The following is a 26503-nucleotide window of genomic DNA, read 5'->3' on the forward strand; positions in this document are numbered from 1 at the left end:
GTTCATGTAAAATGCCGCGCTTTCTCCCCATGGGAAGCTCGCCCGGCGCGCGCCCCCGATGATCCGCTCCTGTTTTGAGGACCTTCAGATGACCCGTATCGGAACTCCATTGTCGCCCACCGCGACCCGCGTTTTGTTGTGTGGCAGCGGTGAGCTGGGCAAGGAAGTGGTAATCGAACTGCAGCGACTGGGCGTTGAAGTGATTGCCGTGGATCGCTACGCCAACGCGCCGGCGATGCAAGTGGCCCATCGCAGCCACGTGATCAACATGCTCGACGGCGCCGCCCTGCGTGCGGTGATCGAGGCCGAGAAGCCGCACTACATCGTGCCGGAGATCGAAGCCATCGCCACCGCCACCCTGGTGGAGCTGGAAGCCGAAGGTTTCACGGTGATTCCTACGGCCCGCGCCGCGCAACTGACCATGAACCGTGAAGGCATCCGTCGCCTGGCCGCCGAAGAGCTGGGCCTGCCGACTTCCCCGTATTTCTTCGCCGACACCGTGGAAGACTACCGCAAGGCCGTCGAGACCCTGGGTTTCCCCTGCGTGGTCAAGCCGGTGATGAGTTCCTCGGGCAAGGGCCAGAGCCTGCTGCGCGGCGTTGAAGACGTGCAGAAAGCCTGGGACTACGCTCAGGAAGGCGGCCGCGCTGGCAAGGGCCGGGTGATCATCGAAGGCTTCATCGATTTCGATTACGAAATCACCCTGCTCACCGTGCGCCATGTCGGCGGTACCACGTTCTGCGCACCGGTCGGCCACCGTCAGGAAAAGGGCGACTACCAGGAATCCTGGCAGCCACAGGCCATGAGCCCGGCGGCGCTGGCCGAATCCGAGCGCGTCGCCAAGGCAGTGACCGAGGCCCTGGGTGGCCGCGGCCTGTTTGGCGTCGAGCTGTTCATCAAGGGCGACCAAGTGTGGTTCAGCGAAGTCTCCCCGCGCCCCCACGATACCGGCCTGGTCACGCTGATCTCCCAGGACCTGTCTCAGTTCGCCCTGCACGCCCGGGCCATCCTCGGCCTGCCGATTCCGTTGATCCGCCAGTTCGGCCCATCGGCTTCGGCGGTAATCCTCGTGGAAGGCCAATCGACCCAGACCGCGTTTGCCAACCTCGGCGCCGCCCTGAGCGAGCCGGACACGGCGCTGCGTCTATTCGGCAAGCCGGAAGTCAACGGTCAGCGCCGCCTGGGCGTGGCCCTGGCCCGCGACGAATCCATCGAAGCCGCCCGCGCCAAGGCGACCCGGGCTTCCCAGGCCGTCAAGATCGAGTTGTAAAGGTCATACACAATACCCCTGTGGCGAGGGAGCTTGCTCCCGCTGGGACGGTCCGACGCCTCGGGCGAAGCGGCCCCCTGCTTTGCCGGCCATCACACCGTAGGGGGATGCTGACGCATCCAGCGGGAGCAAGCTCCCTCGCCACAAAAGCCGCTTATGTTCAGATTCCGGCACAAAAAAAAGGCGACACCCGCAAGGGTGTCGCCTTTTTCATGAGCGCCGGTAGGACTTAATCCGGCAGTTTGTAGGCAATCACATAGTCACCCTGCTTGGTGCCCAGGGAACCGTGCCCCCCTGCAACGACCAGCACGTATTGCTTACCGTCCTTGCCGGTGTAGGTCATCGGCGTGGTCTGAGCGCCAGCAGGCAGGCGGCCTTCCCACAGTTGCTTGCCGTTCTTCACGTCATAAGCGCGCAGGTACTGGTCAAGCGTGCCGCTGAGGAATGCCAGGCCACTGGCGGTGGTGAATGTGCCGCCCAGGCTTGGAACACCCATGCTCAGCGGGATCGGAACCGGCGAGCTGTCGCGCACCGTGCCGTTCTTGTGCATCCACAGGGTTTTGTTGTTGGTCAGGTCCACGGCCGCGACATAACCCCACGCAGGCGCCTGACACGGCAGCCCCATGGGCGAGAGCAGGGCTTCGAGGATCACTCCATATGGCGCGCCTTTGTTTGGCTGCACGCCTTCGGTCTCGCTCTTGCGACCCGGGCCACCGGCCACTTCCGCCGCCGGTACCAACTTCGATTTGAACGCCATGTAGCTCGGGTTGACGAAGGCGATCTGGCGCACCGGATCGACAGAAATGCCGCCCCAGTCGAACACACCGAAGTTGCCGGGATAAACAATCGAGCCCTGCAACGAAGGCGGTGTGAACATACCGTCATAGCGCAGCGACTTGAAGTCGATCCGGCACAGCATCTGGTCGAACGGCGTGACGCCCCACATGTCCCGCTCCTTGAGGACCGGCGGCACGAAGTTCAGGTCGGACATCGGCTGGGTCGGCGAGGTGAAGTCGCCTTCCACCGCGCCTTGGGGCACCGGGACCTCCTTGATCGGCACGATCGGCTGGCCGTTGCTGCGGTCCAGCACATAGATGCTGCCCTGCTTGGTCGATGCCAGCACAGCCGGCTTCACGCCATCGGCGGTTTTCATGTCCATCAGGGTCGGTTGACCACCAACGTCCATGTCCCACAGATCGTGGTGAGTGAACTGGAAGTACCAGCGCACCTTGCCGGTGGCGATGTCCAGGGCGGTCAGGCCAGCGGCGTATTTTTCCGATTCAGGGGTACGGAAACCACCAAACTGGTCGGGGGTCTGGTTGCCCATCGGCAGGTAAAGCATGCCGAGTTTTTCATCGACGCTGAACATGGACCACATGTTCGGCGAGTTGCGGGTGTAGGTCTGGCCTTCGGCAATCGGCGTGGTGTCGTCCGGGTTGCCGCTGTCCCAGTTCCACACCAGCTTGCCGGTGTGCACGTCATAGGCGCGGATCACGCCGCTTGGCTCGTCGGTGGAGACGTTATCGGTGACATGGCCGCCGATAACGACCAGATTCTGGGTGACCGCCGGTGGCGAAGTGGAGTAGTAACCGCCGGCCGTGAAACCACCGATGTTGGCGCTCAAGTCGACCTGGCCTTTGTCGCCGAAGTCTTCGCACATCTTGCCGGTATCGGCGTTGAGGGCGATCAGGCGGGTGTCGGCCGTCGGCAGGAAGATCCGCCGTGGGCAAACGGTGCTGGCCGGCGTAGTGCTGGCGGCGCCGGTCGGGCTCTGCTCGGCCGAGGCGTAGACGGCGTCATCGTGATAGCTCACGCCACGGCAGGTCATGTGGGCCCAGCCCTTGAAGTTTTCCGCGTTCTGCGTAGAAAGCTTCGGATCGAAGCGCCAGATTTCCTTGCCGGTTTCTGGCTCCAGAGCGATGACCTGGCTGTGGGGCGTGCACACATAAAGCATGCCGTTGACCTTCAGCGGGGTATTTTCCGCGGTGGTCTCGCCTGGGTCGTTCGGCCCTGGCAGGTCACCGGTGCGGAACGTCCAGGCTTCCTTCAGCTTGCTGACGTTTTCAGGGGTGATCTGCGCCAGTGGCGAATAACGGTCGCCATGGGCGCTGCGGCCGTAGGAGTTCCAATCCCCGTCCGGCATGGCCGGTGCGGTGTTGGTCACGCCCGGTACGCTGTCGCGGTCCAGTTGGCCCTTGATCTCACCAGGGTTGGTGAATTGGCTGGCGAGGGCGGCGATACCCGCGATGACAACGGCCGCACCCAGCGCTCGGGTGCCCATCGGCGATGCATCGGCGGTCAGCAACGGGCGCCGGAACCACGGCAGCAGCATGACGATGCCCAAGGCGAACAGCATGGCCAGGCGCGGCACCAATTGCCACCAATCCAGGCCCACTTCCCATAACGCCCACACCGTACTGGCGAATAAAACCAGCGCGTACATCCCCAGCGCTGCACGGCGCGCCAGAATCAGCAGTACACCAGTAATCGCCAGGCCGATGCCCGCCAGCAGATAATACAGCGAGCCGCCGAGCGTGCTCAGTTTGATCCCACCGGCCAACAAGGCCAGCCCCATCAATAGAAGCAGAATGCCGAGCAAGCTCGGTAGCAGACGGCTTCGACTCAAAGCACCCTCAGCGCTCATAGTGTGTATCTCCGTGACGTTTTAAAGAGTCCCGCGCAAGTAGTCACTTTAGATGACGATCTTGAGGGGGCATGGTTCAGTTGGAAAAAGGCAAATTCGATGACGCGGTCGCTGTTGGAACGGACTTGCTCGCGATCAAGGCGTGTCAGTCGACTCGAATGTTGAATGTGCAATCGCTATGGTGAGTAAGCTCGTTCCCACCGGAATTTACCAAGACAGCGCTGTCTCTCAGGATCGCGACATTCGGCATTCTTTAGACCTTTCAACAGGAGTAGCTGGACGCAGAGGCTCTGGTACGCCAGAAGAAGCGTTTCAGCAAGCGGCGCAAGGATAATGTCCTGTTACAAATAGCGAAAGCGCTTTTGTTGACATGGATCATCTCGAATTCGGTAACAGTGTGCCGGGGACACAAGCCCTGATAACGGCGGCACTTCCCCCCGCAGAGCGCCTCGGCTAAGGTGCGCGGCTTCACAGCTCATCATGCAAGGCTTGCCATGACCGAACCGAACAACAACCCACTGCACGGCGTGACCCTGGAGCAGATCCTCAATGCCCTGGTGCAGCATTACCAATGGTCAGGCCTGGCGGAACGCATCGATATCCGTTGCTTCAAGAGCGACCCGAGCATCAAGTCGAGCCTGACCTTCCTGCGCAAGACGCCATGGGCACGGGAGAAGGTCGAGCGCTTGTACGTCAAGTTGATGCGCACCAAGCGGCCTATCTGAACCATGAACGTGCGAACCGGTTTCGTGTCGATGCTGGCATTGCTCGGCTGGGTGGGATTGAGCATTCAGCTCTACCTGATCCTGCTGGGCCGGTGGGAACTGGGCGCGAGCCTGTTGGGCGGTCTGGTCAACTTCTTCAGTTTCTTCACCGTATTGACCAATACCTTGGCCGCCGTGGTATTGACCTGGGAAGTGACCCGCCGTGAATCAGCGGTGAGGCGTTGGTTCCTGCGTCCAGCGGTACGCAGCGGCATCGCGGTGAGCATCGCCTTGGTCGGCCTGGCCTATAACGTATTGCTGCGCCACCTCTGGCAACCGGAAGGCTGGCAATTTATCGCCGACGAACTGCTGCACGACATCATGCCGGTGCTGTTCATCATCTATTGGGGGCTCTGGGTGCCCAAAGGCACGTTGCGCCTGGGCCACGTCGGGCTGTGGATGATTTACCCGCTGGTGTACTTCGCCTACATCCTGCTACGGGGTGATCTGCTGGCGGCCTATCCCTACCCTTTCATCGACGTGACGAGCCTGGGTTATCCACAGGTGTTCATCAATGCCGGGGGCGTGTTGGCCGGGTTTGTCGGGATTGCGCTGGGGGTGGTGGGGTTGGATCGGTGGTTGGGACGACGATCGATTAAAGCCTTGTGAGACGCCCTTGCTCCCTCTCCGCAGGGATTTTGTATTCTCAAGTGGACATCAACGCCTCGCCGGCAGCATCCACACCAATCCATTGGCCTTGGCCCGTTCATGACACAACGCCAGGACGCTGCGCCGTTCATCGTTGCTCATCTTGCGCCATTGAGTGATCTCGGAGACGGTGCGCTGGCAACCGGTGCAGACGTCGTCATCGTCCAGCGAGCAGATGTTTACGCAGGGCGACGGAATCGGGCGTTCAGGTGTGTTCATTGTTCCTGCTCGATCAGGTCGCGTGCGTAGCGCTGCGAGTTGTGAACGTAGTGCGCCGCACTGGCTTCAAGCATTTTTTTCTGGGCCTCGGTCAGTTCTCGCACGACCTTGCCCGGCGAGCCCATGACCAGCGAACCATCGGGTATTTCCTTGCCTTCGCCGATCAGCGAGTTGGCGCCGATGATGCAGTTCTTGCCTATTTTCGCGCCGTTGAGGATTACCGCGTTGATGCCGATCAGGCTGTAGTCCCCGACTGTGCAGCCGTGAAGCATGGCGTTGTGGCCGATGGTCACGCCAGTGCCGATGGTCAGCGGATAACCCATGTCGGTGTGCATCACCGTGCCGTCCTGCACGTTGCTGTCCTTGCCAATCAGGATCAATTCGTTGTCGCCACGCAACACCGCGTTGAACCAGACGTTGGCGCCCTCTTCGAGGCGGACCTTGCCCACCAGCGTGGCGTTGGGCGCGACCCAGCTCTGTGGGTGGGTTTCGACACGGGCATCGCCCAAGCGGTATTTCATGGGAATCCTCGGGGCATCAGGTGTTGATGAAAGTCTTGGGCGGCGTGTGCAGGTCGATGCCGGCGTCGTACAGCAGGTTGACCAACTCCACGATCATGATCGCCGTCAGCCCCCAGATCTTGTACCCCTCGAAACGGTAGCTGGGCACGTACCAACTGCGGCCCTGGTAGTCGATGCGGTGGGTGTGCTCGCGCGGGTCCTTGCGGAAAAATTCCAACGGCACGCTGAACACGGCGGCGATCTCGGCGTCGTTGGCCTGGTATTCGACGTAATCCGGAATCACGCCGACGTAAGGCGTGACCTTGATACCGTGCAACGAGATCAGTGGACTGAGGGGACCAATCACCTCCACCAGGCCGGGGGGCAGGCCAATTTCCTCTTCGGCTTCACGCAGGGCGGTGAAGATCAGGTCGGGGTCTTCCGGGTCTCGACGTCCGCCGGGGAACGCCACTTCGCCGCCGTGGGTCGAGAGACCGCTGGCGCGCAGGGTCAGCACCAGCTCCGGTTCATCACTGCGCGTGATCGGCACCAGCACCGCCGCTTCAGGAAAACGCCGATCGGTCTCCAGATCGCGCGGCGTATGGTTGCTTACTCGATGCAGTAGCTCGTCCAGCATGAGACTTCTCGATTTATTCGCTGCCTAGCATCATGCACCAATCAGGCAAGCGGCCCAAGCCCCGGACCGCGTCATGTCGCGAAACGACAACTTGCCGATACCGGCCCGCACACGCCAAGATAGGCGCAGCCTTCAGGAATCCAAGCATGAAATTCTGCAGCCAGTGCGGTAACCCGGTGACCCAGCGCATACCCGAGGGCGACTCGCGCCTGCGTTTTGTCTGCGACACCTGCCACACCATTCATTACCAAAACCCCAATATCGTTGCCGGATGTGTACCGACCTGGGGCAGTAAAGTCCTGTTGTGCCGGCGCGCCATCGAGCCACGGCGTGGTTACTGGACCTTGCCGGCGGGCTTCATGGAAAACGGCGAAACCGTCGAGCAAGCCGCCGTGCGCGAAACCGCCGAGGAAGCCTGCGCCCGGGTGCGAAACCTGAGCATCTATACGCTGATCGACGTTCCGCACATCAGCCAGGTGCATGTGTTCTTCCGCGCCGAGCTGGTGGACGAGGATTTCGCCGCGGGCCCCGAAAGCCTGGAAGTGAAGCTGTTCGAAGAAGCTGACATCCCGTGGAACGAGCTGGCTTTCCGCACCGTGGGCCGTACCCTAGAATACTTCTACGCTGACCGGCGGGCCGAGCAATACCCGGTGCGATCCGAGTCGATTCCGCCGCTGACTCAGCCTGCCAATACGTAGGCTCTGTACGAAATGTGTTCGCGCGAAGGCCAGACAAGGCGAAACGGGGCGAGGAAGCGCAGTGTACTGGAGTACATGAGCATTCCGAGCCTCGTTTCAACGCAGTATGGGCGAGTGCGGATACATTTCGTACAGAGCCTAGAAAATCCAATATAGCCGCGACACCTCTAGGGATATCGTTTCAATGCGCTGGTTGCTTGTGCTGTTCTGCTTGTCGTTCACCGCCATGTCCCAGGCCGCCGCCGTGGGAACCTACAACGGCAAAGTCATCGAAAAAGTCCTGGTGCTCAAGTCCGCCCATCAATTGCAATTGATCAACGACGGCAAGCCCCTCAAGACCTATCGCATCTCCTTGGGCAAGGGCGCCAAGAAAGGCCCCAAGTTGATCGAGGGCGACAAGCGCACCCCCGAAGGCTTTTACTGGATCGACTGGCGCAAGGTCAGCGACCGGTTCTACCTGTCGATGCACATCTCCTACCCCAACATCAGCGACGCCGCCCGCGCCCGCCGCGAAGGCGTGGAACCGGGAGGCATGATCATGATTCATGGCACGCCGGACTCGGAGGAGAACCCTGAGCAGTTGTTCCACACCCTGGACTGGACCGACGGCTGCATCGCCATGCGCAATGTGGACATGCGTGAGGTGTGGAACCTTGTGCCGGATGGGACGATGATCGAGATTCGGCCGTAGCCCATTTTCTTGCGGCAAGAAGTTCCTGTGGATAAGCGCTCTTGTGGCGAGGGAGCTTGCTCCCGCTGGGACGGTCCGACGCCTCGGGCGCAGCAACCCCAAAGTAGTCAACTCGATCTGCCTGACACACCGCGCTGTCAGGTTTCAGGGCCGCTTCGCAGCCCAGCGGGAGCAAGCTCCCTCGCCACAGGGTTCGATGTCGATTGGCATATTTGTCAACGACACGAAACCACTGTGGGAGCTTGCTCGCGATGAAGATCAAGGCTCGTCCCGAGGCGGCCTGGTTCTGGGTGTTCGCGTTTCCCCTGTGGGAGCGAGCCTGCTCGCGATAGCGGTGGCTCAGTCAATGAGAATGTTGGATGTGCCGGCGGATATACACACAAAACGCACTACCACCGGTCGCCATAAAAATAAATATCAAACTTCACAACCCGCCCTCCGTGCATACCACTGACCTACAAAAAACCCATCCCAACGCTGTAATTCCACGCCCCACAAAAACCACCCTAATACCACTTAAGTAACACCCGAATGAATACCCAGAAAACACAAGCCAGCCCTAGAAAAGCAGCGTTGACATGGTATTCAAGTGGTATTAGCTTCCACCCCACCCACCGAGCGACAACGCCCACAAAAAACCGCATCGGACACCCAAATGAATATCCAGACCCTGCGCCCCGACGACACCCAGCCCACCCCGCTCTACCTGCAACTGGCCCGCAATCTGGAAGCCGCCATCCACGCTGGCCAGTGGAAAGCCGAACAAGCGATGCCGTCCGAGCGCAGCTTGAGCGAGCAATTGGGGATATCCCGGGTCACCGCGCGCAAGGCGCTGGAAGTGCTGTTCGAACAAGGCCTGATCCGCCGCAACCAAGGCTCGGGTACGTTCATCACCCCACGCCTGGAACAACCGCTCTCACGCCTTAGCGGTTTCAGCGAGATGCTCCGGCTCAAAGGCTTTGTGCCCGGCTCCCAATGGCTGGAGCGGGAGATCACCCCGCCAACCCATGAGGAATTGATACGCCTGGGCCTCTCGCCCACCGACAAAGTCGCCCGGCTCAAACGGCTGCGCAAGGCCGACGACACGGTCATGGCCATCGAGATGAGCACCCTGCCCGCATCGATCATTGCCAAGCCGCAGGCGGTGGGCGATTCGCTTTATGAATTCCTCGACAGCATCGGCAAACCGGTAGTGCGCGCCCTGCAACACATCCAGGCCATCAACGCCTCGGACGAATTCGCCGCCCTGGTGGGCATCGCCCCCGGCACCGCGATGCTGTTGATGACGCGGGTCGGCTACCTGGAAGACAACACGCCCATCGAAGTCACCGACACCTATTGCCGCAACGACTATTACGACTTCGTCGCCGAGTTGCGGCGCTAGACGACCCGAGAATCCCATGTCCGAAAACAACATCCTCACCGCCGACGGCTGGATACGCGGCCGCCTGATCCATGAACGCGGCAGGGTCGTGTCCATCGAAGGCCAGCCCTGCGACCCGACGAGCAACGACCAGCCCTACCTGCTGCCCGGCTTCATCGACCTGCATGTGCACGGCGGTGGCGGCAAGGACATCATGGAAGGCGCGGCGGCGTTCGAAACCATTGCCCGCACCCATGTGCGATTCGGCACAACGGCGTTGCTCGCCACGACGATGACGGCGCCGAGCGAAGAAATCATCCGCGTACTCAAGGCCCTCGGTGAATTCTGCGAACAGCGGCCCAGCGGCAGCGCACGGGTGCTCGGTGTTCACCTGGAAGGCCCTTACATCAACCCCGGCAAACTCGGCGCCCAACCGAATTTCGCCCACACCGCCTTGATGGCCGAAGTGGAAACGTACCTGGCCCTGGCGCCGATCCGCGTGATCACCATTGCGCCGGAAATCGCCGGTCACGATGCGTTGATTCGCGCCCTCAGCGCTCGCGGCGTGCGCATGCAGATCGGCCATACCCTCGGCAGCTATGAAGAAGGCGTCGCGGCACTCGCGGCCGGGGCCAGCAGTTTTACCCATTTGTATAACGCCATGAGCCCACTGCATCACCGCGAGCCCGGCATCGTCGGTGCGGCGCTGGCCCATGCGCAATACGCCGAACTGATCCCGGATTTGCTTCACGTGCACCCCGGTGCGATGCGCGTGGCGTTGCGTTCGATCCCGTGCCTGTATTGCGTCACCGATTCCACCGCCGCCGCTGGCATGCCCGACGGCGAATACAAGCTGGGCAGCCACACCGTGACCAAATGCCTGGGCGGCGTGCGCCTGGCCGATGGCACCCTGGCCGGCAGCACCCTGACCATGGACCAGGCCCTGCGCAACCTGGTGAAAATCGGCCTGCCGATCGACGAAGCTTCCCGACGCCTGTCGCAATTTCCCGCCGACTACCTCGGCCTGCCCGAGCGCGGACGCCTGCAACCCGGCGCCTGGGCCGACTGTGTGCGTCTCGACCGTAACTTGAACCTGATCGACGTGATGGTCGAAGGAGAAGCCATTGACTTGCAAAATGCTTGAAGAGGCCCAGGCCTCAGCCGAAGCCGTCGAGCGCCAACTGCAGCGGCTGGACCCAACGCTGGAGGAAATCGCCGGACGCCTGCGTCGTCAACCGCCGCAAGTGGCGATGACCATCGCTCGGGGCAGTTCCGACCACGCTGCCAGTTATTTCGCCTACCTGACCATGCAGCAATTGGGCTTGCCGGTGGCGTCGCTGCCGATGTCGGTGGTGACCCTGCAACAGGCGCCTTTGAAGGTCAGTGGCCAGGTGGCGTTCGCGTTCTCCCAGTCGGGGCAGAGCCCGGACCTGGTCAACAGCCTGCGCCTGTTGCGCAAACGCGGCGCGTTGAGCGTTGCGATGGTCAACGCAGAGGATTCTCCGCTGGAGGCGGCCTGTGAATTCAGCGTGCCGTTGTGCGCCGGCATCGAAAGCAGCGTTGCCGCCACCAAGAGTTTCATCGCTACCCTCAGCGCCAGCGCGCGTTTGGTGGCGCACTGGAAGGATGACGCCGAGTTGCTCGACGCCGGCGCTGCGCTGCCTGAAGGTTTGCGCGAGGCCGCAGGCCAGGACTGGGGCGCCGCCGTCGAAACGCTCCGTGATTGCCAGCGGCTCATGGTGATCGGCCGTGGCGCCGGGTTCGCCATCGCCCAGGAAGCGGCGCTCAAATTCAAGGAAACCTCGGCGATCCAGGCCGAGGCCTTCAGCAGCGCCGAGGTCCGCCACGGCCCGATGGCGCTGATCGATGAAAACTACCCGCTGTTGGTGTTCGCCCCGCGCGGTGCCGAGCAGGCCGGCGTGTTGGGTCTGGCCGCCGATATGCGCCAGCGCGGCGCCCGGGTGCTGCTGGCGGCCCCCGATGACATCGTCGAGCGCGACTTGACCTTGTCCCGCGCCGATCACCCGGCCCTGGACCCGATCCTGGCGATCCAGAGCTTTTATGGCATGGCTGCCCGGCTGGCCCTCGCCCGGGGCCTGGATCCGGACAAACCACGGCATTTGAGCAAGGTCACCCGGACCCACTGACCCGACGGCGTTCATGCAAGGCCCATGAAATTACACAGAGAGCGAGCCCATGCCCAACAACAATAAAGAGCTGACCCTCAGCGCCCCGCTCAGCGGCCCGGTGCTCACCCTCACCAACGTTCCGGACGCCGTATTCGCCAGCGGCGCCATGGGCGACGGGATCGCCATCGACCCGCTGAACGACACCCTCTACGCCCCCTGCGACGGCGAGGTGATCCACGTCGCTCGCACCGGCCACGCCGTGACCCTGCGGGCCGACAACGGCGCCGAATTGCTGCTGCACCTGGGGCTGGACACCGTCGAGTTGCAGGGCGACGGCTTTTTCATGCTGGTCAAGGAAGGCACGCGCGTCAGCAACGGGCAAGCGCTGCTGCGCTACGACCTGGACAAAGTGGCCCAGCGCTGCAAAAGCCTGGTCAGCCTGTTGGTCATCACCAATGGCGAACATTTCCAGGCACGGCCTATCACCCTGAAAGGGGTCAAGGTCGGCGAACCTCTGTTGCACGTCGTTCCCAGGGCGCCCGGTGCAGGACAGGTTGACGACCTGGAAGTCGGCATCGAAGTGTCCGGCCAGATTCGCATCGCCCATCGAGGCGGCTTGCATGCGCGGCCGGCGGCCTTGGTTCGCCAGACCGCACGGGGATTCAAAAGCCGCTCGCAGTTACACTTTGGGGGGCGGTCGGCGTCCTGTGACAGCGTCATGGGCATGATGGGCCTGGCGATCACCGAACAGGCCGAAGTGCATGTCAGCTGTCGCGGCAGCGATGCCGAAGCGGCGCTGCAAGCGCTGCTGGCGAGCTTGTCCACCGCTCTGGCCGAAGAGGCTCACAGCAGGGCGCCGCAGGTCCAGACAACCCGGCACGCCGCCGAAGAAGGCGTATTGCATGGCGTCTGCGCCGCGCCCGGCCTGGCGAGCGGACCGCTGGTTCGATTGGATGGCATTCAATTACCCAAAGATCCCGGCGGCCACAATGTCGAAGAACAACGCCAACGACTGCTCGATGCCCTGGCTCAAGTCAGTCAGGATATCCAGCTGACACTCGAAAACGCCAAGGCCCGGCGCCACGTCGATGAGCAAGCGATCTTCAGCGCTCATTTGGCGTTGCTGGAAGATCCGGCCCTGTTGGATGCCGCGTACCTGTCTATCGAGCAAGGGAGCGCGGCGGCCCACGCCTGGAGCCGGTCGATAGACGTACAGTGCCAAGTGCTGCGGCAATTGCAAAGCACGCTGCTGGCCGAGCGCGCCAATGATCTGCATGACCTGCGCCAGCGGGTCCTACGGGCGCTGCTGGGTGAGGCCTGGCAATTCGAGGTGCCGGCGGGCGCCATTGTCATCGCGCAGGAACTGACCCCGTCGGACCTGTTGCAACTCAGCGCCCAGGGCGTGGCAGGCGTATGCATGGCCGAGGGCGGCGCGACGTCCCACGTGGCGATCCTGGCTCGCGGCAAAGGCCTGCCCTGCCTGGTTGCGTTGGGCGATGCACTGCTTGAGCAGTTGCCCGGTCAATCGGTGGTGCTGGACGCCGACGGTGGCCGCCTCGAACTCACACCAAGCGCCGAGCGCCTGGCCCAGGTGCGGCAAGCACAAAGCCAACGCGCAGCGCTGCGGGCCCAGCAGCAAACCCTCGCCCACGCCCCGGCGCGAACCCTCGATGGCGTAGATGTCGAAGTCGCTGCCAACGTGGCCTCCAGCGCCGAAGCCGGCCAGGCCTTTGCCAATGGCGCCGATGGCGTTGGCCTGCTGCGCACTGAATTCCTTTTCGTCGACCGTCACACCGCCCCCGACGAACAAGAGCAGCGCCAGGCCTATCAAGCCGTGCTCGATGCCATGGGCGACAAGCCGGTGATCATCCGCACCATTGACGTCGGCGGCGACAAGCAATTGGATTACCTGCCGCTTCCGGCCGAAGCCAATCCGGTGCTCGGCCTGCGAGGCATTCGCCTGGGCCAGGTGCGCCCGGAACTGCTGGATCAGCAATTGCGTGCGCTGCTGCATACCCGTCCGCTGCACCGTTGCCGGATCCTGTTGCCGATGGTCACCGAGGTCGCCGAGCTGCTGCACATTCGCCAGCGCATTGACGTCCTGGGTGCGGAAATATGCCTGGAGGAACGTCCGCAATTGGGCGTGATGGTCGAAGTGCCAGCCGCCGCATTGCTCGCCGAGCAACTGGCCGAGCATGCCGATTTCCTCTCCATCGGCACCAACGACCTTTCCCAGTACACCCTCGCCATGGACCGCGACCACGCCGGCCTCGCCGCCCGCGTCGATGCCTTGCACCCCGCGCTGTTGCGGCTGATCGCCCAGACCTGCGCCGGCGCCGCACGCCACGGGCGTTGGGTTGGCGTATGCGGGGCCCTGGCCTGCGATCCCCTGGCGACGCCGGTGCTGATCGGGCTGGGTGTACGGGAGCTGTCGGTCAGCCCGCCGCAGGTCGGCGAGATCAAGGACCGCGTACGCCACCTTGATGCCGCCCAGTGCCGCCGCATCAGTACCGACTTGCTGAACCTGCCCAGCGCCGCCGCCGTGCGCCAGGCCTGTCATGAACATTGGCCCCTGGGCTGAGACCCGTCGAAGAACAATAAAAGGAGAGACGCCATGTACCAGCATTTCATCGAAGGGCTGCAACGCCTCGGCCGGGCGCTGATGCTGCCGATCGCGATTTTGCCGATTGCCGGCCTGCTGCTGCGCCTGGGTGACACAGACCTGTTGAACATCGCGATCATCCACGATGCCGGCCAGGCGATCTTCGCCAACCTGGCGCTGATCTTCGCCATCGGCATCGCCGTGGGCTTCGCCCGGGACAATAACGGTACGGCCGGGCTGGCCGGGGCCATCGGCTACCTGGTAATGGTCGCGACACTGAAGGTGCTCGACGCGACGATCAACATGGGCATGCTCGCCGGGATCGTCAGTGGGTTGTTGGCCGGCGGGCTGTACAACCGCTTCAAGGACATCAAGCTGCCGGAGTACCTGGCGTTTTTTGGCGGACGGCGCTTCGTGCCGATTGTCACCGGTTTCAGCGCGGTGGGGCTTGGCGTGGTGTTCGGCCTGATCTGGCCGCCGATCCAGCATGGCATCAACAGCTTCGGCGAGCTGTTGATGGCCAGCGGCAGCTTCGGCGCGTTCGTCTTCGGTGTGTTCAATCGATTGCTGATCGTCACTGGCCTGCACCACATCCTCAACAACATGGCGTGGTTCATTTTCGGCAGCTTCACTGACCCGGCCACCGGCGCCGTCGTCACCGGTGACCTGACCCGTTATTTCGCCGGCGACCCCAAGGGCGGCCAGTTCATGACCGGCATGTTCCCGGTGATGCTCGTTGGTCTACCCGCGGCGTGCCTGGCAATGTACCGCAATGCCCTGCCCCAGCGGCGCAAGGTCATGGGTGGGATTCTGTTGTCGATGGCGCTGACTTCGTTCCTGACCGGCGTCACCGAGCCGATCGAATTTGCGTTCATGTTCCTCGCGCCGTTGCTGTATCTGGTCCATGCGTTGCTCACCGGCCTGTCGATGGCGGTGACCAATCTGTTGGATATTCACCTGGGCTTTACCTTCTCGGGCGGTTTCATCGACATGGTCCTGGGCTGGGGCAAATCCACCAACGGGTGGCTGGTCGTACCGGTGGGCCTGGTCTATGGGGCGATCTATTTCCTGGTGTTCGACTTCTGCATCCGCCGCTTCGACCTGAAGACGCCGGGACGTGAAGACGTGGCGATGGGCGAAAAGCCGATCATCGCCGAAAACCAACGTGCCGCCGCCTACATCCAGGCCCTGGGTGGCGCCGACAACTTGATTACCGTCGGCGCCTGCACCACGCGCTTGCGCCTGGACATGGTGGATCGCAACAAGGCCTGCGACGCCCAGCTCAAGGCCCTTGGCGCCATGGCGGTGGTCCGCCCCGGCAATGGCGGCAGCTTGCAGGTGGTGGTGGGGCCGATGGCCGATAGCATTGCCGATGAGATTCGCTTGGCGTTGCCCTCTTCCGATCAGGCCGTCAGTACGCCCGCGAACGCGGTGGTCGAGCCGGCCTTAACGACAATTGTCCCGGAGGCCGAAGCACAGCAATGGCTCGATGCCCTGGGCGGTGGCAGGAATGTGTTGCAGCTCGATTGCGTGGCGATGAGCCGTTTGCGCGTGCGGTTGGCCGATGGCAAGGGGTTGTCGGAAAGCCAGCTCAAGACGCTGGGTTGCCAGGGGGTGAGTTCGCTGGAGGATGGCGTGTGGCATTTGCTGCTGGGGGAGAAAGCGCCGGGGTTGTGGCGGGCGTTGGAGGCGGTGGTGCCGAGTCGTCAGGCGGGTGTCAAAGCCTAGGCCTTCGCCGACTGTCTGGCCCCTGTGGCGAGGGGATTTATCCCCGCTGGGCTGCGCAGCAGCCCCCTAAGCAGCAACCCCATCTGCCTGACACACCGGGGAATCAGTATTTGGGGCTGCTGCGCAGCCCAGCGGGGATAAATCCCCTCGCCACAATAAAAAACCCGCTGATCCAATCAGCGGGTTTTTCATTTAAACGGGGAGGATCAGAAATCCTCCAACCGCCACACCTCATACGCCGGTGTCTCGTAGGGGTGGCTCTGTTTCAGCGCCTCCACCACGGGGCGAATCAGATCGTCGGCGACAACAAGCTCAACCTTCCATTCCTCAACCTGCTCGACCTGCCCGGCTTCGCCAATGAACGGCTGGCTGCCGTCCAACGGGCGAAACTGGCCCAGGCCCAGCACTTGCCAGGCGCAGTGGTCATAGTCGCCGATTCGCCCACCACCGGCAGCGAATACGGCGCTTTTGACCTCGTCCACGTGGCTGGCCGGGACGAAGAAACAGAGCTTGTACACCGCCTCAGTTCACCCAGACGCGCGCGTTGCGGAACATGCGCATCCATGGCGCGTCTTCGTTCCAGTCGTCCGAACGCCACGAGTTCTGCACCGCGCGGAACACCCGCTCCGGGTGCGGCATCATGATCGTGACGCGGCCGTCGCGGCTGGTCAGGCCGGTGATCCCGCGCGGCGAGCCGTTCGGGTTGGCCGGGTAGGTTTCGGTGACCTTGCCGTGGTTGTCGACAAAACGCAGCGACACACAACCGGACAGGTCGGCTTCAAGCAACGCTTCCTCGCTCTGGAACTCCGCATGGCCTTCACCGTGGGCGATGGCGATCGGCATGCGCGAACCGGCCATGCCCTGCAGGAAGATCGAGTTCGACTCCTGCACCTGGACCATCGCGACGCGGGCTTCGAACTGCTCGGAACGGTTACGCACGAAGTGCGGCCAGAACTCGCTGCCCGGGATCAGCTCGTGCAGGTTGGACATCATCTGGCAACCGTTGCACACACCGAGGGTGAAGCTGTCGTTGCGCTCGAAGAAGCCCTGGAACGCATCGCGGGCGCGGCTGTTGAACAGCGCCGACTTGGCCCAGCCTTCACCGGCGCCCAGCACGTCGCCGTAGGAGAAGCCGCCGCAGGCGACCATGCCTTTGAAATCGTTCAGGTCGACACGTCCGGCGAGGATGTCACTCATGTGCACGTCGATCGCGCTGAAACCGGCGCGGTCGAACGCCGCCGCCATCTCCACCTGGCCGTTGACGCCCTGCTCGCGCAGGACCGCAACTTGCGGGCGAATGCCTTTCTTGATGTAAGGCGCGGCCACGTTTTCGTTGACGTCGAAGCTGAGCTTGGCGCTGAGGCCCGGGTTGTCTTCTTCCAGCAGCGCGTCGAATTCCTGCTCGGCGCATTCAGCGTTGTCGCGCAGGCGCTGGATCTGGTAGCTGGTCTCGGCCCACTGGCGCTGCAACAAGCGACGCTGGCCTTCGAAGACGGTGTCGCCGTTGAAGGTGATATTGATGTGGGCGTTGTTGATCGGCTGGCCGATGACCGAGACGCACTCGGCCAGGCCGGCGGCGCTGAACTGGGCGAGGATGTCCGGGGTGGCGTCCTGGCGAACCTGGATCACCGCACCCAACTCTTCGTTGAACAGGATCGCCGGGATCTCACTGGCCGACTCGGCCACGCTGTCCAGGGTCAGGTTCAAGCCGCAGTGACCGGCGAAAGCCATTTCCATCACGGTGGTCAGCAAGCCGCCATCGGAACGGTCGTGGTAGGCCAACAGGTGACCGTCGGCGTTCAGGCCCTGGATCACGGCGAAGAACGCCTTCAGGTCTTCGGCATCGTCGACGTCCGGTGCTTGCGAGCCGAGCTTGCCGTGCACCTGGGCCAGGATCGAGGCGCCCATGCGGTTCTGGCCACGGCCCAGGTCGATCAGGATCAGATCGGTGGTGCCCTTGTCCATGCGCAGTTGCGGGGTCAGGGTCTGGCGGATGTCGGTGACCGGGGCGAAACCGGTCACGATCAGCGACAGTGGCGAGGTCACGCTCTTGTCCACGCCTTCGTCGTTCCAGCGCGTGGCCATGGACATGGAGTCCTTGCCCACCGGAATGGTGATGCCCAGTTCAGGGCACAGTTCCATGCCGACGGCCTTGACGGTGTCGTACAAGCGCGCGTCTTCACCGGGGTGACCGGCGGCGGACATCCAGTTGGCCGACAGCTTGATGTCGGAAATCTTGCCGATGCGCGAGGCCGCGATGTTGGTCAGGGTCTCACCGATCGCCATGCGGCCCGACGCCGGGGCGTCCAGCAGCGCCAGCGGCGTGCGCTCGCCCATGGCCATGGCTTCGCCAGTGTAGACGTCGAAGCTGGTGGCGGTCACGGCCACGTCGGCCACCGGCACCTGCCATGGGCCGACCATCTGATCACGTGCCACGAGGCCGGTGATGGTGCGGTCGCCGATGGTGATCAGGAAGCTCTTGCTCGCCACGGCCGGGTGATGCAGCACGCGCTCGATGGAATCGGCGATGTCGAGGGTGGACGGATCGAAATCGTCGCCCAGCTCGGTTTCGCGAACCGCCGAACGGTGCATGCGCGGGGCTTTGCCCAGCAGCACTTCCAGCGGCATGTCCACCGGACTGTTGCCAAAGTGGCTGTCGGTCACGGTCAGTTGCGGCTCGGCGGTGGCTTCACCCACCACGGCGAACGGGCAACGCTCGCGCTCGCAAATGGCCTGGAAGCGCTCGAAGTCAGCCGGGCCGACCGCCAGGACGTAACGCTCCTGGGATTCGTTGCTCCAGATTTCGTGCGGGGCCATGCCCGGCTCGTCGTTCGGAATGTTGCGCAATTCGAAGCGGCCTCCACGGCCACCGTCGTTGACCAGTTCCGGGAAGGCGTTGGACAGGCCGCCCGCGCCGACGTCGTGGATGAAGCTGATGGGGTTGTTCTCACCCAACTGCCAGCAACGGTCGATGACTTCCTGGCAACGGCGTTCCATCTCCGGGTTTTCCCGCTGGACCGACGCGAAATCCAGGTCGGCGGAGCTGGTGCCGGTGGCCATGGACGAAGCCGCGCCGCCGCCCAGGCCGATCAGCATGGCCGGGCCACCGAGGACGATCAGCTTGGAGCCGACCACGATCTCGCCTTTCTGCACGTGTTCGGCGCGGATATTGCCCATGCCGCCAGCGAGCATGATCGGCTTGTGATAACCGCGAACCTCTTCACCGCGAGGGGTGGTGATGGACTGTTCGAAGGTTCGGAAATAACCGGTCAGGGCCGGACGGCCGAATTCGTTGTTGAACGCCGCGCCGCCCAGTGGGCCTTCGATCATGATGTCGAGGGCGTTGACGATGCGCTCAGGCTTGCCGTACGGCTTTTCCCACGGCTGTTCGAAGCCAGGAATCTGCAGATTCGACACGGTGAAGCCGGTCAGGCCGGCCTTGGGCTTGGCACCACGACCGGTGGCGCCTTCGTCGCGGATCTCGCCACCGGAACCGGTGGACGCGCCCGGGAACGGGGCAATGGCGGTCGGGTGGTTGTGGGTCTCGACTTTCATCAGGATGTGCACCGGCTCCTGGACCGCACCGTACTGGCGGGTCTCGGGGTTCGGGTAGAAGCGACCGGCAACATTGCCGACGATCACCGCGGCGTTGTCCTTGTAGGCCGACAGCACACCTTCGTTGTGCATCTGGTAGGTGTTCTTGATCATGCCGAACAGGCTTTTTTCCTGGCTCTGGCCGTCAATGTCCCAACTGGCGTTGAAGATCTTGTGGCGGCAATGCTCGGAGTTGGCCTGGGCGAACATCATCAGTTCGATGTCGTGGGGGTTGCGCTTCAAGCCCTGGAAGGCGTTGACCAGGTAATCGATCTCGTCTTCGGCCAGGGCCAGGCCCAGCTCGGCGTTGGCTTTTTCCAGCGCGGCGCGGCCACCGCCCAATACGTCGATGGCGGTCAGCGGCTTGGGTTCGGCGTGGCTGAACAGGCCGGCGGCCTGCTCCAGGTTGCCCAGTACGACCTGGGTCATGCGGTCATGCAGGCCTTCGGCGATCAGTTGGGCCTCGGCCTCGCTGAACTCACCGGCGACATAAAAGGCAATGCCGCGCTCCAGGCGCTGGATCTTCGACAGGCCGCAGTTGCGAGCAATGTCACTGGCCTTGCTCGACCACGGCGAAATGGTGCCGAAACGCGGCAACACCAGGAACAGGCGGCCGGTTGGCTCCTGGACTGGAACACTTGGGCCGTACTTCAGGAGGCGCGCGAGCACCTGCTGTTCGTCGCCAGTCAAACCGCCGGTAACTTCGGCGAAGTGAGCGAATTCAGCATACAAGCCACTGACAGCCGGTACTTTCTGGCTCAGTTGCTCAAGAAGTTTGCTGTGGCGAAAGGCAGAAAGGGCAGGAGCGCCGCGCAGGATCAACATCTTCGGGACAGCCTCGGGAAGGGGTGTGCTTTGAGGCCGTGCATTCTAGCCTAAACCGCTGCCAACGGCACCCGAAACGCTACGTCAGGTGCGAGCCGAACGTCGGTCGTGGCGCGGATAGCTTGATTACCCGGCCATCCGGCCCGCGCCACAGAGATATTTTTTATCCCTGCGGGGCCTTGCCGCGCGCCGGCCCGCTTGGCTTGCGGACACGTTTTGCAACCTCTATCAGACTGGCCTTTTGCTGTCGATATATGGCGGTCGAGGCCGTTTGCGTATACTGCGCAGATGTTTTCCCCAACGGCTTTGCGTCCGCGGTACGCCAGATGGCTGATCGCAACCGGACTCTTCCTGGTGCTCAGTGGCTGTGTTGAGAAACCCAACACACTGGAGCGCGTAAAGGAGGATGGCGTGCTGCGGGTCGTTACCCGGAACAGCCCCGCCACCTACTTCCAGGATCGCAGTGGTGAAACCGGCTTCGAATACGAGCTGGTGAAGCGTTTCGCCGAGGATTTGGGGGTCGAGCTGAAAATCGAGACCGCCGACAACCTCGACGACCTGTTCAGCCAGATCGGCAAGCCCAACGGCCCGGTGCTGGCCGCGGCAGGCCTGGTCAGCAGCGAACAGCGCAAAAAACAGGTTCGCTTTTCCAGCCCTTACCTGGAAGTCACCCCGCAGATCATCTATCGCAACGGTCAGTCGCGCCCCACCGACGCGGCGGCCCTGGCCGGCAAGAAGATCATGGTGCTCAAGGGCAGCTCCCATGCCGAACAATTGGCACAGCTGAAGCAGCAATATCCTGGGATCGAATACGAAGAATCCGACGCCGTTGAAGTCGTCGACCTGCTGCGCATGGTCGACGAGGGCCAGATCGACCTGACGCTGGTGGACTCCAACGAAGTGGCGATGAACCAGGTCTACTTCCCCAACGTGCGCGTGGCGTTCGACCTGGGCGACACCCGCAGCCAGAGCTGGGCAGTGGGCCCCGGCGAAGACAACAGCCTGCTCAATGAAATCAACGCCTACCTGAACAAGGTGCAGAAGAATGGCACGTTGCAGCGGTTGAAGGATCGCTACTACGGCCACGTTGACGTCCTCGGCTATATGGGCGCAACGACGTTTGCCCAGCACCTGCAGCAGCGGCTGCCCAAATACGAACAGCATTTCAAGACCTACGCCAAGAAGGAAAAAGTCGATTGGCGGTTGCTGGCTGCCATCGGTTACCAGGAATCGCTCTGGCAACCGACGGTGACCTCCAAGACCGGTGTGCGCGGCCTGATGATGCTGACCCAGAACACCGCCCAGGCCATGGGTGTATCCAACCGCCTCGATCCGAAGCAGAGCATCATGGGCGGCGCCAAGTACCTGGCCTATATGAAGGAACAACTGGATGAAAGCATCGAGGAACCGGACCGCACCTGGTTCGCCCTCGCCGCCTATAACGTGGGCAGTGGTCATCTGGACGACGCGCGCAAGCTCGCCGCCAAGGAAGGGCTGAATCCGAACAAGTGGCTGGATGTGAAAAAAATCCTGCCGCGCCTGTCCCAGAAGCAGTGGTACAGCAAGACCCGCTACGGCTACGCCCGGGGCGGGGAGCCGGTGCATTTCGTGGCGAACATCCGTCGCTACTACGACATCTTGACCTGGGTGACGCAGCCACAGCTCGAAGGCAACCAGGTGGCCGAGGGCAACCTGCACGTGCCGGGTGTCGACAAGAGCAAGCCGAGCCAGGAATCACCGCAACTTTAAGGCATACCCCCTGTGGGAGCGAGCTTGCTCGCGATAGCAGACTGACAGTCAATATCGATGTTGGCTGTCAGGGCGTCATCGCGAGCAAGCTCGCTCCCACAGGGCTCGTAGTGATTTTAAGGCTTAGCGGCTGCCAGGATCAGCGCCTTCATTTCCGACACAGCTGACTTGAACCCGACAAACAACGCATGGGCCACCAGCGCATGGCCGATGTTCAGCTCGTTGATGCCCTTGATGGCGGCGACAGCTTCGACGTTGTGATAATGCAGGCCGTGGCCGGCGTTGACGATCAGGCCCTGGGCCAGGCCAAAGGTGACGCCGTCTGCCACCCGTTGCAGCTCATCGGCCACGTCCGTGGGGGTCTGGGCATCGGCGTAGCGCCCGGTGTGCAGCTCGATGGCCGGCGCCCCGACCCGCTTGGAGGCTTCGATCTGCCGCTCGTCGGCGTCGATGAACAGCGACACCTCGGCGCCCATCTTCGACAGCCGCTCCACCGCGGCCTTGATCCGCGCCTCCTGCCCCGCCACGTCCAGGCCGCCTTCGGTGGTCAGCTCCTGACGGGTTTCCGGGACCAGGCAGATGTGCGCAGGGCGGATGCGCTCGGCAAAGGCCATCATTTCTTCGGTCACGCCCATTTCGAAATTCATGCGGGTTTGCAGCACATCCTTGAGCAGCAGCACATCGCGCTCCTGGATGTGGCGACGGTCCTCGCGCAGGTGCACGGTAATGCCATCGGCGCCCGCCTCTTCGGCATCCAGTGCGGCCTTGACCGGATCCGGGTAGCGAGTACCTCGGGCCTGGCGCAGGGTGGCGACATGGTCGATGTTCACGCCGAGAAGAATGCGATTGCTGGTGCTCACGAAAAGCGCTCCTGAATGGACAGAGATTCGGCCCACAGCATACGGGTAGATCAGGGCTTGCGAAACAGCTCGCGACTGACCAGCGGCCGGCCGCCCAAATGAACCGCCAGGGCTTGGCGCATCAAACGCTTGGCCGCCGCCAATGCACCGGGCGCGGTCCAGTCGGCCTCGGCCATGGCAAGAAGCTCAACGCCATTGAACAACCCGGGTTGCAACTGGTAGACCTGCTCCAGGCCCGCGTCCACCTGTAAGCGGTAGAGGCCGTCCGCCGCGATGGGTTGTCCGTGCAGGTCGGTGTCGAGGGAAAAACCGTAGCCCAGATCGTCCAGCAGGCGCCATTCGAAAGAGCGCAGCAATGGCTCCAGAGGGCGACCTTCGGCCAGGGCCAGCAGCGTGGCGGCATAGTGGTCGAAGACTTCAGGATGAGGATCCTCGGCGGGGAGCAGGCGGATCAGCAGTTCATTGAGGTACAAACCACTGAACAGCGCTTCGCCGTTGAGCCAGGCAGCGACGCCGTTGCTTTCCATGCGCCCGACATTCTTCAATTCGCCCCTGCCGCGAAACTCGACGTCCAATGGGACGAACGGCCGCGCCAGCGTCCCGGCCTTGCCCCGAGCCCCACGCAACACCGCTCTCAGCCGCCCTTGGGGCGTGAGGAAGTCCACCAGGGCGCTGCTTTCGCGGTAGGCGCGGCTGTGCAGGACATAGGCGGGTTGGGCGGTGGGTGGGTTGGGGGACATCGGGGGCCTGAATATCAACAAGACATCAATGGTTGAAGAAATCCTGTGGCGAGGGAGCTTGCTCCCGCTCGGCTGCGAAGCAGCCGTGAAACCAGGCCATACGATGGGTTTGGCTAGATGATCGCAGATCCGGGGGCTGCTTCGCAGCCCAGCGGGAGCAAGCTCCCTCGCCACAGAAGCTCGCTCCCACAGTGGCATTCATGTACTCACATTAACGATTACAGGTCGCCGTAACCCAGCGAACGCAACGCGCGCTCGTCATCGGACCAGCCGCCTTTCACCTTGACCCACAGGTTGAGCATGATCTTGGAGTCGAACAGCAGCTCCATGTCCTTGCGCGCCTCGGTGCCGATGCGCTTGATGCGCTCGCCCTTGTCGCCAATGATGATCTTCTTCTGGCCATCACGTTCGACGAGAATCAAGGCATGGATGTGCAGGGTCTTGCCCTGTTGCTTGAATTCCTCGATCTCCACCGTGATCTGGTACGGCAGCTCGGCGCCCATCTGGCGCATGATTTTCTCGCGCACCAGCTCGGCGGCGAGGAAACGGCTGCTGCGGTCGGTGATCTGGTCTTCGGGAAAGAAATGATCGTTTTCCGGCAGGTGCTCGGCGATCACCCGCTCCAGCGCGTCGAGGTTGTGACCGTGTTGGGCGGAAATCGGGATGATTTGCGCGTTCGGCAACTGTTCCTGCAACCAGGTCAGGTGCGGCATCAGCTCTGCCTTGTCTTCGATGCGGTCGGTCTTGTTCAGCGCCACGATCAAGGGACCGGTCACGTATTGGACGCGCTCGAGGACCATCTGGTCTTCTTCGGTCCACTTGGTGCGGTCGACCACGAAGATCACCACGTCAACGTCTTTCAACGCTGCCGAGGCAGTCTTGTTCATGTAGCGGTTCAGGGCCTTCTCACCGCCCTTGTGCATTCCCGGAGTATCGACGTAGATCGCCTGCACATCGCCTTCGGTCTTGATGCCCAGCATGTTGTGGCGCGTGGTCTGAGGCTTGCGCGAGGTGATCGCCAGCTTCTGGCCCAGGATGTGGTTCAGCAACGTGGACTTGCCCACGTTCGGCCGACCGACAATGGCGACATAGCCGCATCGGGTGACGGTTGTATCAGTCATTGCCATTCTCCACGCCCAAGGCGATCAGTGCTGCGGCGGCCGCTACCTGTTCGGCGATACGACGGCTCACGCCCTGGCCACGGCTTTTTTCATTCAATAAGACCACTTCGCATTCGACGAAAAAGGTTCGGCAATGCGGTTCCCCCTGGATATCCACCACTTCGTAGCGTGGCAGTTCGCAACTGCGCGATTGCAAAAATTCCTGCAAGCGGGTCTTGGGGTCCTTGTTGGTGTCCACCAGCGTCAGGCTGTCGATCTCGGAAGTCAGCCAGGCCAGCACGCGCTCGCGCGCCATTTCCATGCCCGAGTCCAGGTAGATCGCGCCAATCAATGCCTCCAGGGCGTCGGCGAGGATCGATTCGCGGCGGAAACCACCGCTTTTCAGTTCGCCGGAACCCAGGCGCAGGTACTCGCCCAAGTCGAAACCCCGCGCCAATACGGCCAGGGTCTCACCTTTCACGAGCCTTGCGCGCAAACGCGACAACTGGCCTTCGCGAGCCAGGGGAAAGCGTTCGAACAACGCCTCGCCGGCGACGAAATTGAGGATGGCATCGCCGAGGAATTCCAGGCGCTCGTTGTTGCGCCCGGCAAAACTGCGGTGAGTGAGGGCCAGGAGCATCAGCTCCTGATCCTTGAAGGTGTAGCCGAGCTGACGCTCGAGGCGGCTTAGAGAAACGCTCACGGTTTACCCACGCTGAGTTCGTGGCTGGATTCCACCGCCACGGCGGCAAGGCGCCGTTGGCTTGGGACAATTAACGCTGTGTTCAAAAATGACGTCCTGACTATCGTTGGCTTCATGCCTTCGGGCAGCCTTGTGCAGGCTCCAGAAATGCATTCGGCGCTGTGTTCAACAGCGCCGTGTGTGATTACTTGATCAACCCTACCCGCGAGAAGTTTGGCAGGTGGCTGAGTTTGGGTTCCGGCCAGCTCATCCAGACCGCAAAGGCCTTGCCGACGATATTGCGGTCGGGGACCATGCCCAACATGTCCTTGGGTATGTTCGGATCATCCCAGTAACGGCTGTCGTTGGAGTTGTCGCGGTTGTCGCCCATCATGAAATAGTGCCCGGCCGGCACGGTCCATGAATGGTCCGGCGTGGCGCGGTAGCGGCTCATTTCCTTGCGGATCTGGTGTTCTGCCTCGCCGAGTTTTTCCTTGTAGAGCTCGGCACTGCCCAGCGTGCCCGGTTCGGAACCGATCAACTGCTCGGCAACCAGTTCGCCATTGACGAACAAGCGTTTGTCGGCCGTATAGCGGATCTTGTCGCCCGGCAGGCCCACCACACGCTTGATGTAGTTGACGTTCGGGTCGCTTGGGAAGCGGAACACCATCACGTCGCCGCGTTGCGGGTCGCCGATCTCGATGACCTTCTTGTCGATCACTGGCAGCCGGATCCCATAGGAAAACTTGTTCACCAGGATGAAGTCGCCCACATCCAGGGTGGGCTTCATCGAACCGGACGGAATCTGGAACGGCTCCACCAGGAACGAGCGCAGCACCAGCACGATGAACAGCACCGGGAAGAACGACTTGCCGTACTCGACAAGCAGCGGTTCCTTGTTGAGCTTTTCAATGACCACGCCGTCAGGCTGGCTGACACTGCCCTGATAAGAGGCAATGGCGGCCCGGCGCCGAGGCGCCAGGAACAACAGATCAAGCAACGCCAACAGGCCGCAGACAAACACGGCGATAACCAGCAACAGCGGGAAATTTAGCGACAT

22 protein-coding genes are annotated in these 26503 nt (G+C 62.4%); 11 read left to right on the plus strand and 11 right to left on the minus strand.

The features are described 5' to 3' along the window. The first annotated feature begins 88 nt into the window (after positions 1–88). On the plus strand, positions 89–1270 hold the full coding sequence (purT, locus tag DOCECA_RS17000; protein ID WP_434560421.1) for a formate-dependent phosphoribosylglycinamide formyltransferase: 1182 nt from the start codon (positions 89–91) through the stop codon (positions 1268–1270). Between the two features lie 229 nt (positions 1271–1499). Here the strand turns inward: purT and DOCECA_RS17005 are convergent, their stop codons facing one another. Then, complete coding sequence (locus tag DOCECA_RS17005; protein WP_434560423.1) at positions 1500–3914, minus strand: glucose/quinate/shikimate family membrane-bound PQQ-dependent dehydrogenase; 2415 nt, start codon at positions 3912–3914, stop codon at positions 1500–1502. 494 nt (positions 3915–4408) lie between these two features. Between DOCECA_RS17005 and DOCECA_RS17010 the strand changes: the two genes are divergently transcribed. Beyond that, positions 4409–4639 (plus strand): VF530 family DNA-binding protein, encoded by a 231-nt coding sequence (locus tag DOCECA_RS17010; RefSeq protein ID WP_434607560.1) that lies wholly within the window; start codon positions 4409–4411, stop codon positions 4637–4639. A 3-nt stretch (positions 4640–4642) separates the two neighbouring features. Continuing rightward, on the plus strand, positions 4643–5287 hold the full coding sequence (locus DOCECA_RS17015) for a Pr6Pr family membrane protein (protein WP_434560425.1): 645 nt from the start codon (positions 4643–4645) through the stop codon (positions 5285–5287). Between the two features lie 48 nt (positions 5288–5335). Here the strand turns inward: DOCECA_RS17015 and DOCECA_RS17020 are convergent, their stop codons facing one another. Genes DOCECA_RS17020 through DOCECA_RS17030 form a run of 3 tightly spaced genes read right to left on the minus strand, consistent with a single transcriptional unit; the run spans position 5336 to position 6682 of the window. Continuing rightward, positions 5336–5545, minus strand: coding sequence for a DUF1289 domain-containing protein (locus DOCECA_RS17020; protein WP_420765346.1), 210 nt, complete (start codon positions 5543–5545; stop codon positions 5336–5338). Then, complete coding sequence (locus DOCECA_RS17025; protein WP_420765347.1) at positions 5542–6066, minus strand: gamma carbonic anhydrase family protein; 525 nt, start codon at positions 6064–6066, stop codon at positions 5542–5544. Before DOCECA_RS17025 ends, DOCECA_RS17020 begins: the two co-directional genes overlap by 4 nt. A 16-nt stretch (positions 6067–6082) precedes the next feature. Continuing rightward, positions 6083–6682, minus strand: coding sequence for a CoA pyrophosphatase (locus tag DOCECA_RS17030; RefSeq protein ID WP_420765348.1), 600 nt, complete (start codon positions 6680–6682; stop codon positions 6083–6085). 146 nt (positions 6683–6828) lie between these two features. Here DOCECA_RS17030 and DOCECA_RS17035 point away from each other — a divergent pair, with 146 nt between their 5' ends. The 7 genes from DOCECA_RS17035 to nagE all read left to right on the plus strand — a co-directional run bounded on the left by DOCECA_RS17035 (position 6829) and on the right by nagE (position 15893). Beyond that, positions 6829–7380: an NUDIX hydrolase gene (locus tag DOCECA_RS17035; protein WP_434607565.1), complete on the plus strand. Its 552-nt coding sequence runs from the start codon at positions 6829–6831 to the stop codon at positions 7378–7380. Between the two features lie 184 nt (positions 7381–7564). Next, the gene (locus tag DOCECA_RS17040) at positions 7565–8071 is read left to right on the plus strand and encodes a L,D-transpeptidase family protein (protein ID WP_434560429.1); all 507 of its coding nucleotides are present in this window, start codon (positions 7565–7567) and stop codon (positions 8069–8071) included. A 655-nt stretch (positions 8072–8726) separates the two neighbouring features. Next, the gene (locus DOCECA_RS17045; protein WP_420765351.1) at positions 8727–9455 is read left to right on the plus strand and encodes a GntR family transcriptional regulator; all 729 of its coding nucleotides are present in this window, start codon (positions 8727–8729) and stop codon (positions 9453–9455) included. Between the two features lie 16 nt (positions 9456–9471). Continuing rightward, positions 9472–10578 carry an N-acetylglucosamine-6-phosphate deacetylase gene (nagA, locus tag DOCECA_RS17050; protein ID WP_434648812.1) on the plus strand — a complete coding sequence of 369 codons (1107 nt, stop codon included), beginning with the start codon at positions 9472–9474 and terminating at the stop codon, positions 10576–10578. Next, positions 10559–11581 carry an SIS domain-containing protein gene (locus DOCECA_RS17055; RefSeq protein ID WP_434648814.1) on the plus strand — a complete coding sequence of 341 codons (1023 nt, stop codon included), beginning with the start codon at positions 10559–10561 and terminating at the stop codon, positions 11579–11581. Before nagA ends, DOCECA_RS17055 begins: the two co-directional genes overlap by 20 nt. A 49-nt stretch (positions 11582–11630) precedes the next feature. Continuing rightward, positions 11631–14144 (plus strand): phosphoenolpyruvate--protein phosphotransferase, encoded by a 2514-nt coding sequence (gene ptsP / locus DOCECA_RS17060; RefSeq protein WP_445570833.1) that lies wholly within the window; start codon positions 11631–11633, stop codon positions 14142–14144. Between the two features lie 33 nt (positions 14145–14177). Next, complete coding sequence (gene nagE, locus DOCECA_RS17065; RefSeq protein WP_445570834.1) at positions 14178–15893, plus strand: N-acetylglucosamine-specific PTS transporter subunit IIBC; 1716 nt, start codon at positions 14178–14180, stop codon at positions 15891–15893. Between the two features lie 206 nt (positions 15894–16099). On the opposite strand, the gene DOCECA_RS17070 is transcribed toward nagE, so the two are convergent. After that, positions 16100–16411 carry an NGG1p interacting factor NIF3 gene (locus DOCECA_RS17070; RefSeq protein ID WP_445570835.1) on the minus strand — a complete coding sequence of 104 codons (312 nt, stop codon included), beginning with the start codon at positions 16409–16411 and terminating at the stop codon, positions 16100–16102. A gap of 4 nt (positions 16412–16415) precedes the next feature. Beyond that, positions 16416–20312: a phosphoribosylformylglycinamidine synthase gene (gene purL, locus DOCECA_RS17075; RefSeq protein WP_420765357.1), complete on the minus strand. Its 3897-nt coding sequence runs from the start codon at positions 20310–20312 to the stop codon at positions 16416–16418. Positions 20313–20600: 288 nt separating this feature from the next. Between purL and mltF the strand changes: the two genes are divergently transcribed. Next, positions 20601–22061 carry a membrane-bound lytic murein transglycosylase MltF gene (mltF, locus tag DOCECA_RS17080; RefSeq protein ID WP_420765358.1) on the plus strand — a complete coding sequence of 487 codons (1461 nt, stop codon included), beginning with the start codon at positions 20601–20603 and terminating at the stop codon, positions 22059–22061. A gap of 116 nt (positions 22062–22177) precedes the next feature. On the opposite strand, the gene pdxJ is transcribed toward mltF, so the two are convergent. From pdxJ to lepB, 5 genes are all read right to left on the minus strand, one after another. After that, positions 22178–22921 carry a pyridoxine 5'-phosphate synthase gene (gene pdxJ, locus DOCECA_RS17085; protein ID WP_434648820.1) on the minus strand — a complete coding sequence of 248 codons (744 nt, stop codon included), beginning with the start codon at positions 22919–22921 and terminating at the stop codon, positions 22178–22180. A gap of 50 nt (positions 22922–22971) precedes the next feature. After that, on the minus strand, positions 22972–23661 hold the full coding sequence (gene recO / locus DOCECA_RS17090; RefSeq protein ID WP_420765360.1) for a DNA repair protein RecO: 690 nt from the start codon (positions 23659–23661) through the stop codon (positions 22972–22974). Positions 23662–23879: 218 nt separating this feature from the next. Continuing rightward, positions 23880–24782: a GTPase Era gene (gene era, locus DOCECA_RS17095; RefSeq protein ID WP_039591481.1), complete on the minus strand. Its 903-nt coding sequence runs from the start codon at positions 24780–24782 to the stop codon at positions 23880–23882. Beyond that, complete coding sequence (gene rnc, locus DOCECA_RS17100) at positions 24775–25464, minus strand: ribonuclease III (RefSeq protein ID WP_245142433.1); 690 nt, start codon at positions 25462–25464, stop codon at positions 24775–24777. The genes era and rnc overlap by 8 nt, the downstream gene beginning before the upstream one ends. Before the next feature lie 184 nt (positions 25465–25648). Further along, the gene (lepB, locus tag DOCECA_RS17105; protein ID WP_420765361.1) at positions 25649–26503 is read right to left on the minus strand and encodes a signal peptidase I; all 855 of its coding nucleotides are present in this window, start codon (positions 26501–26503) and stop codon (positions 25649–25651) included.

This window comes from Pseudomonas sp. E102 (assembly GCF_052660185.1).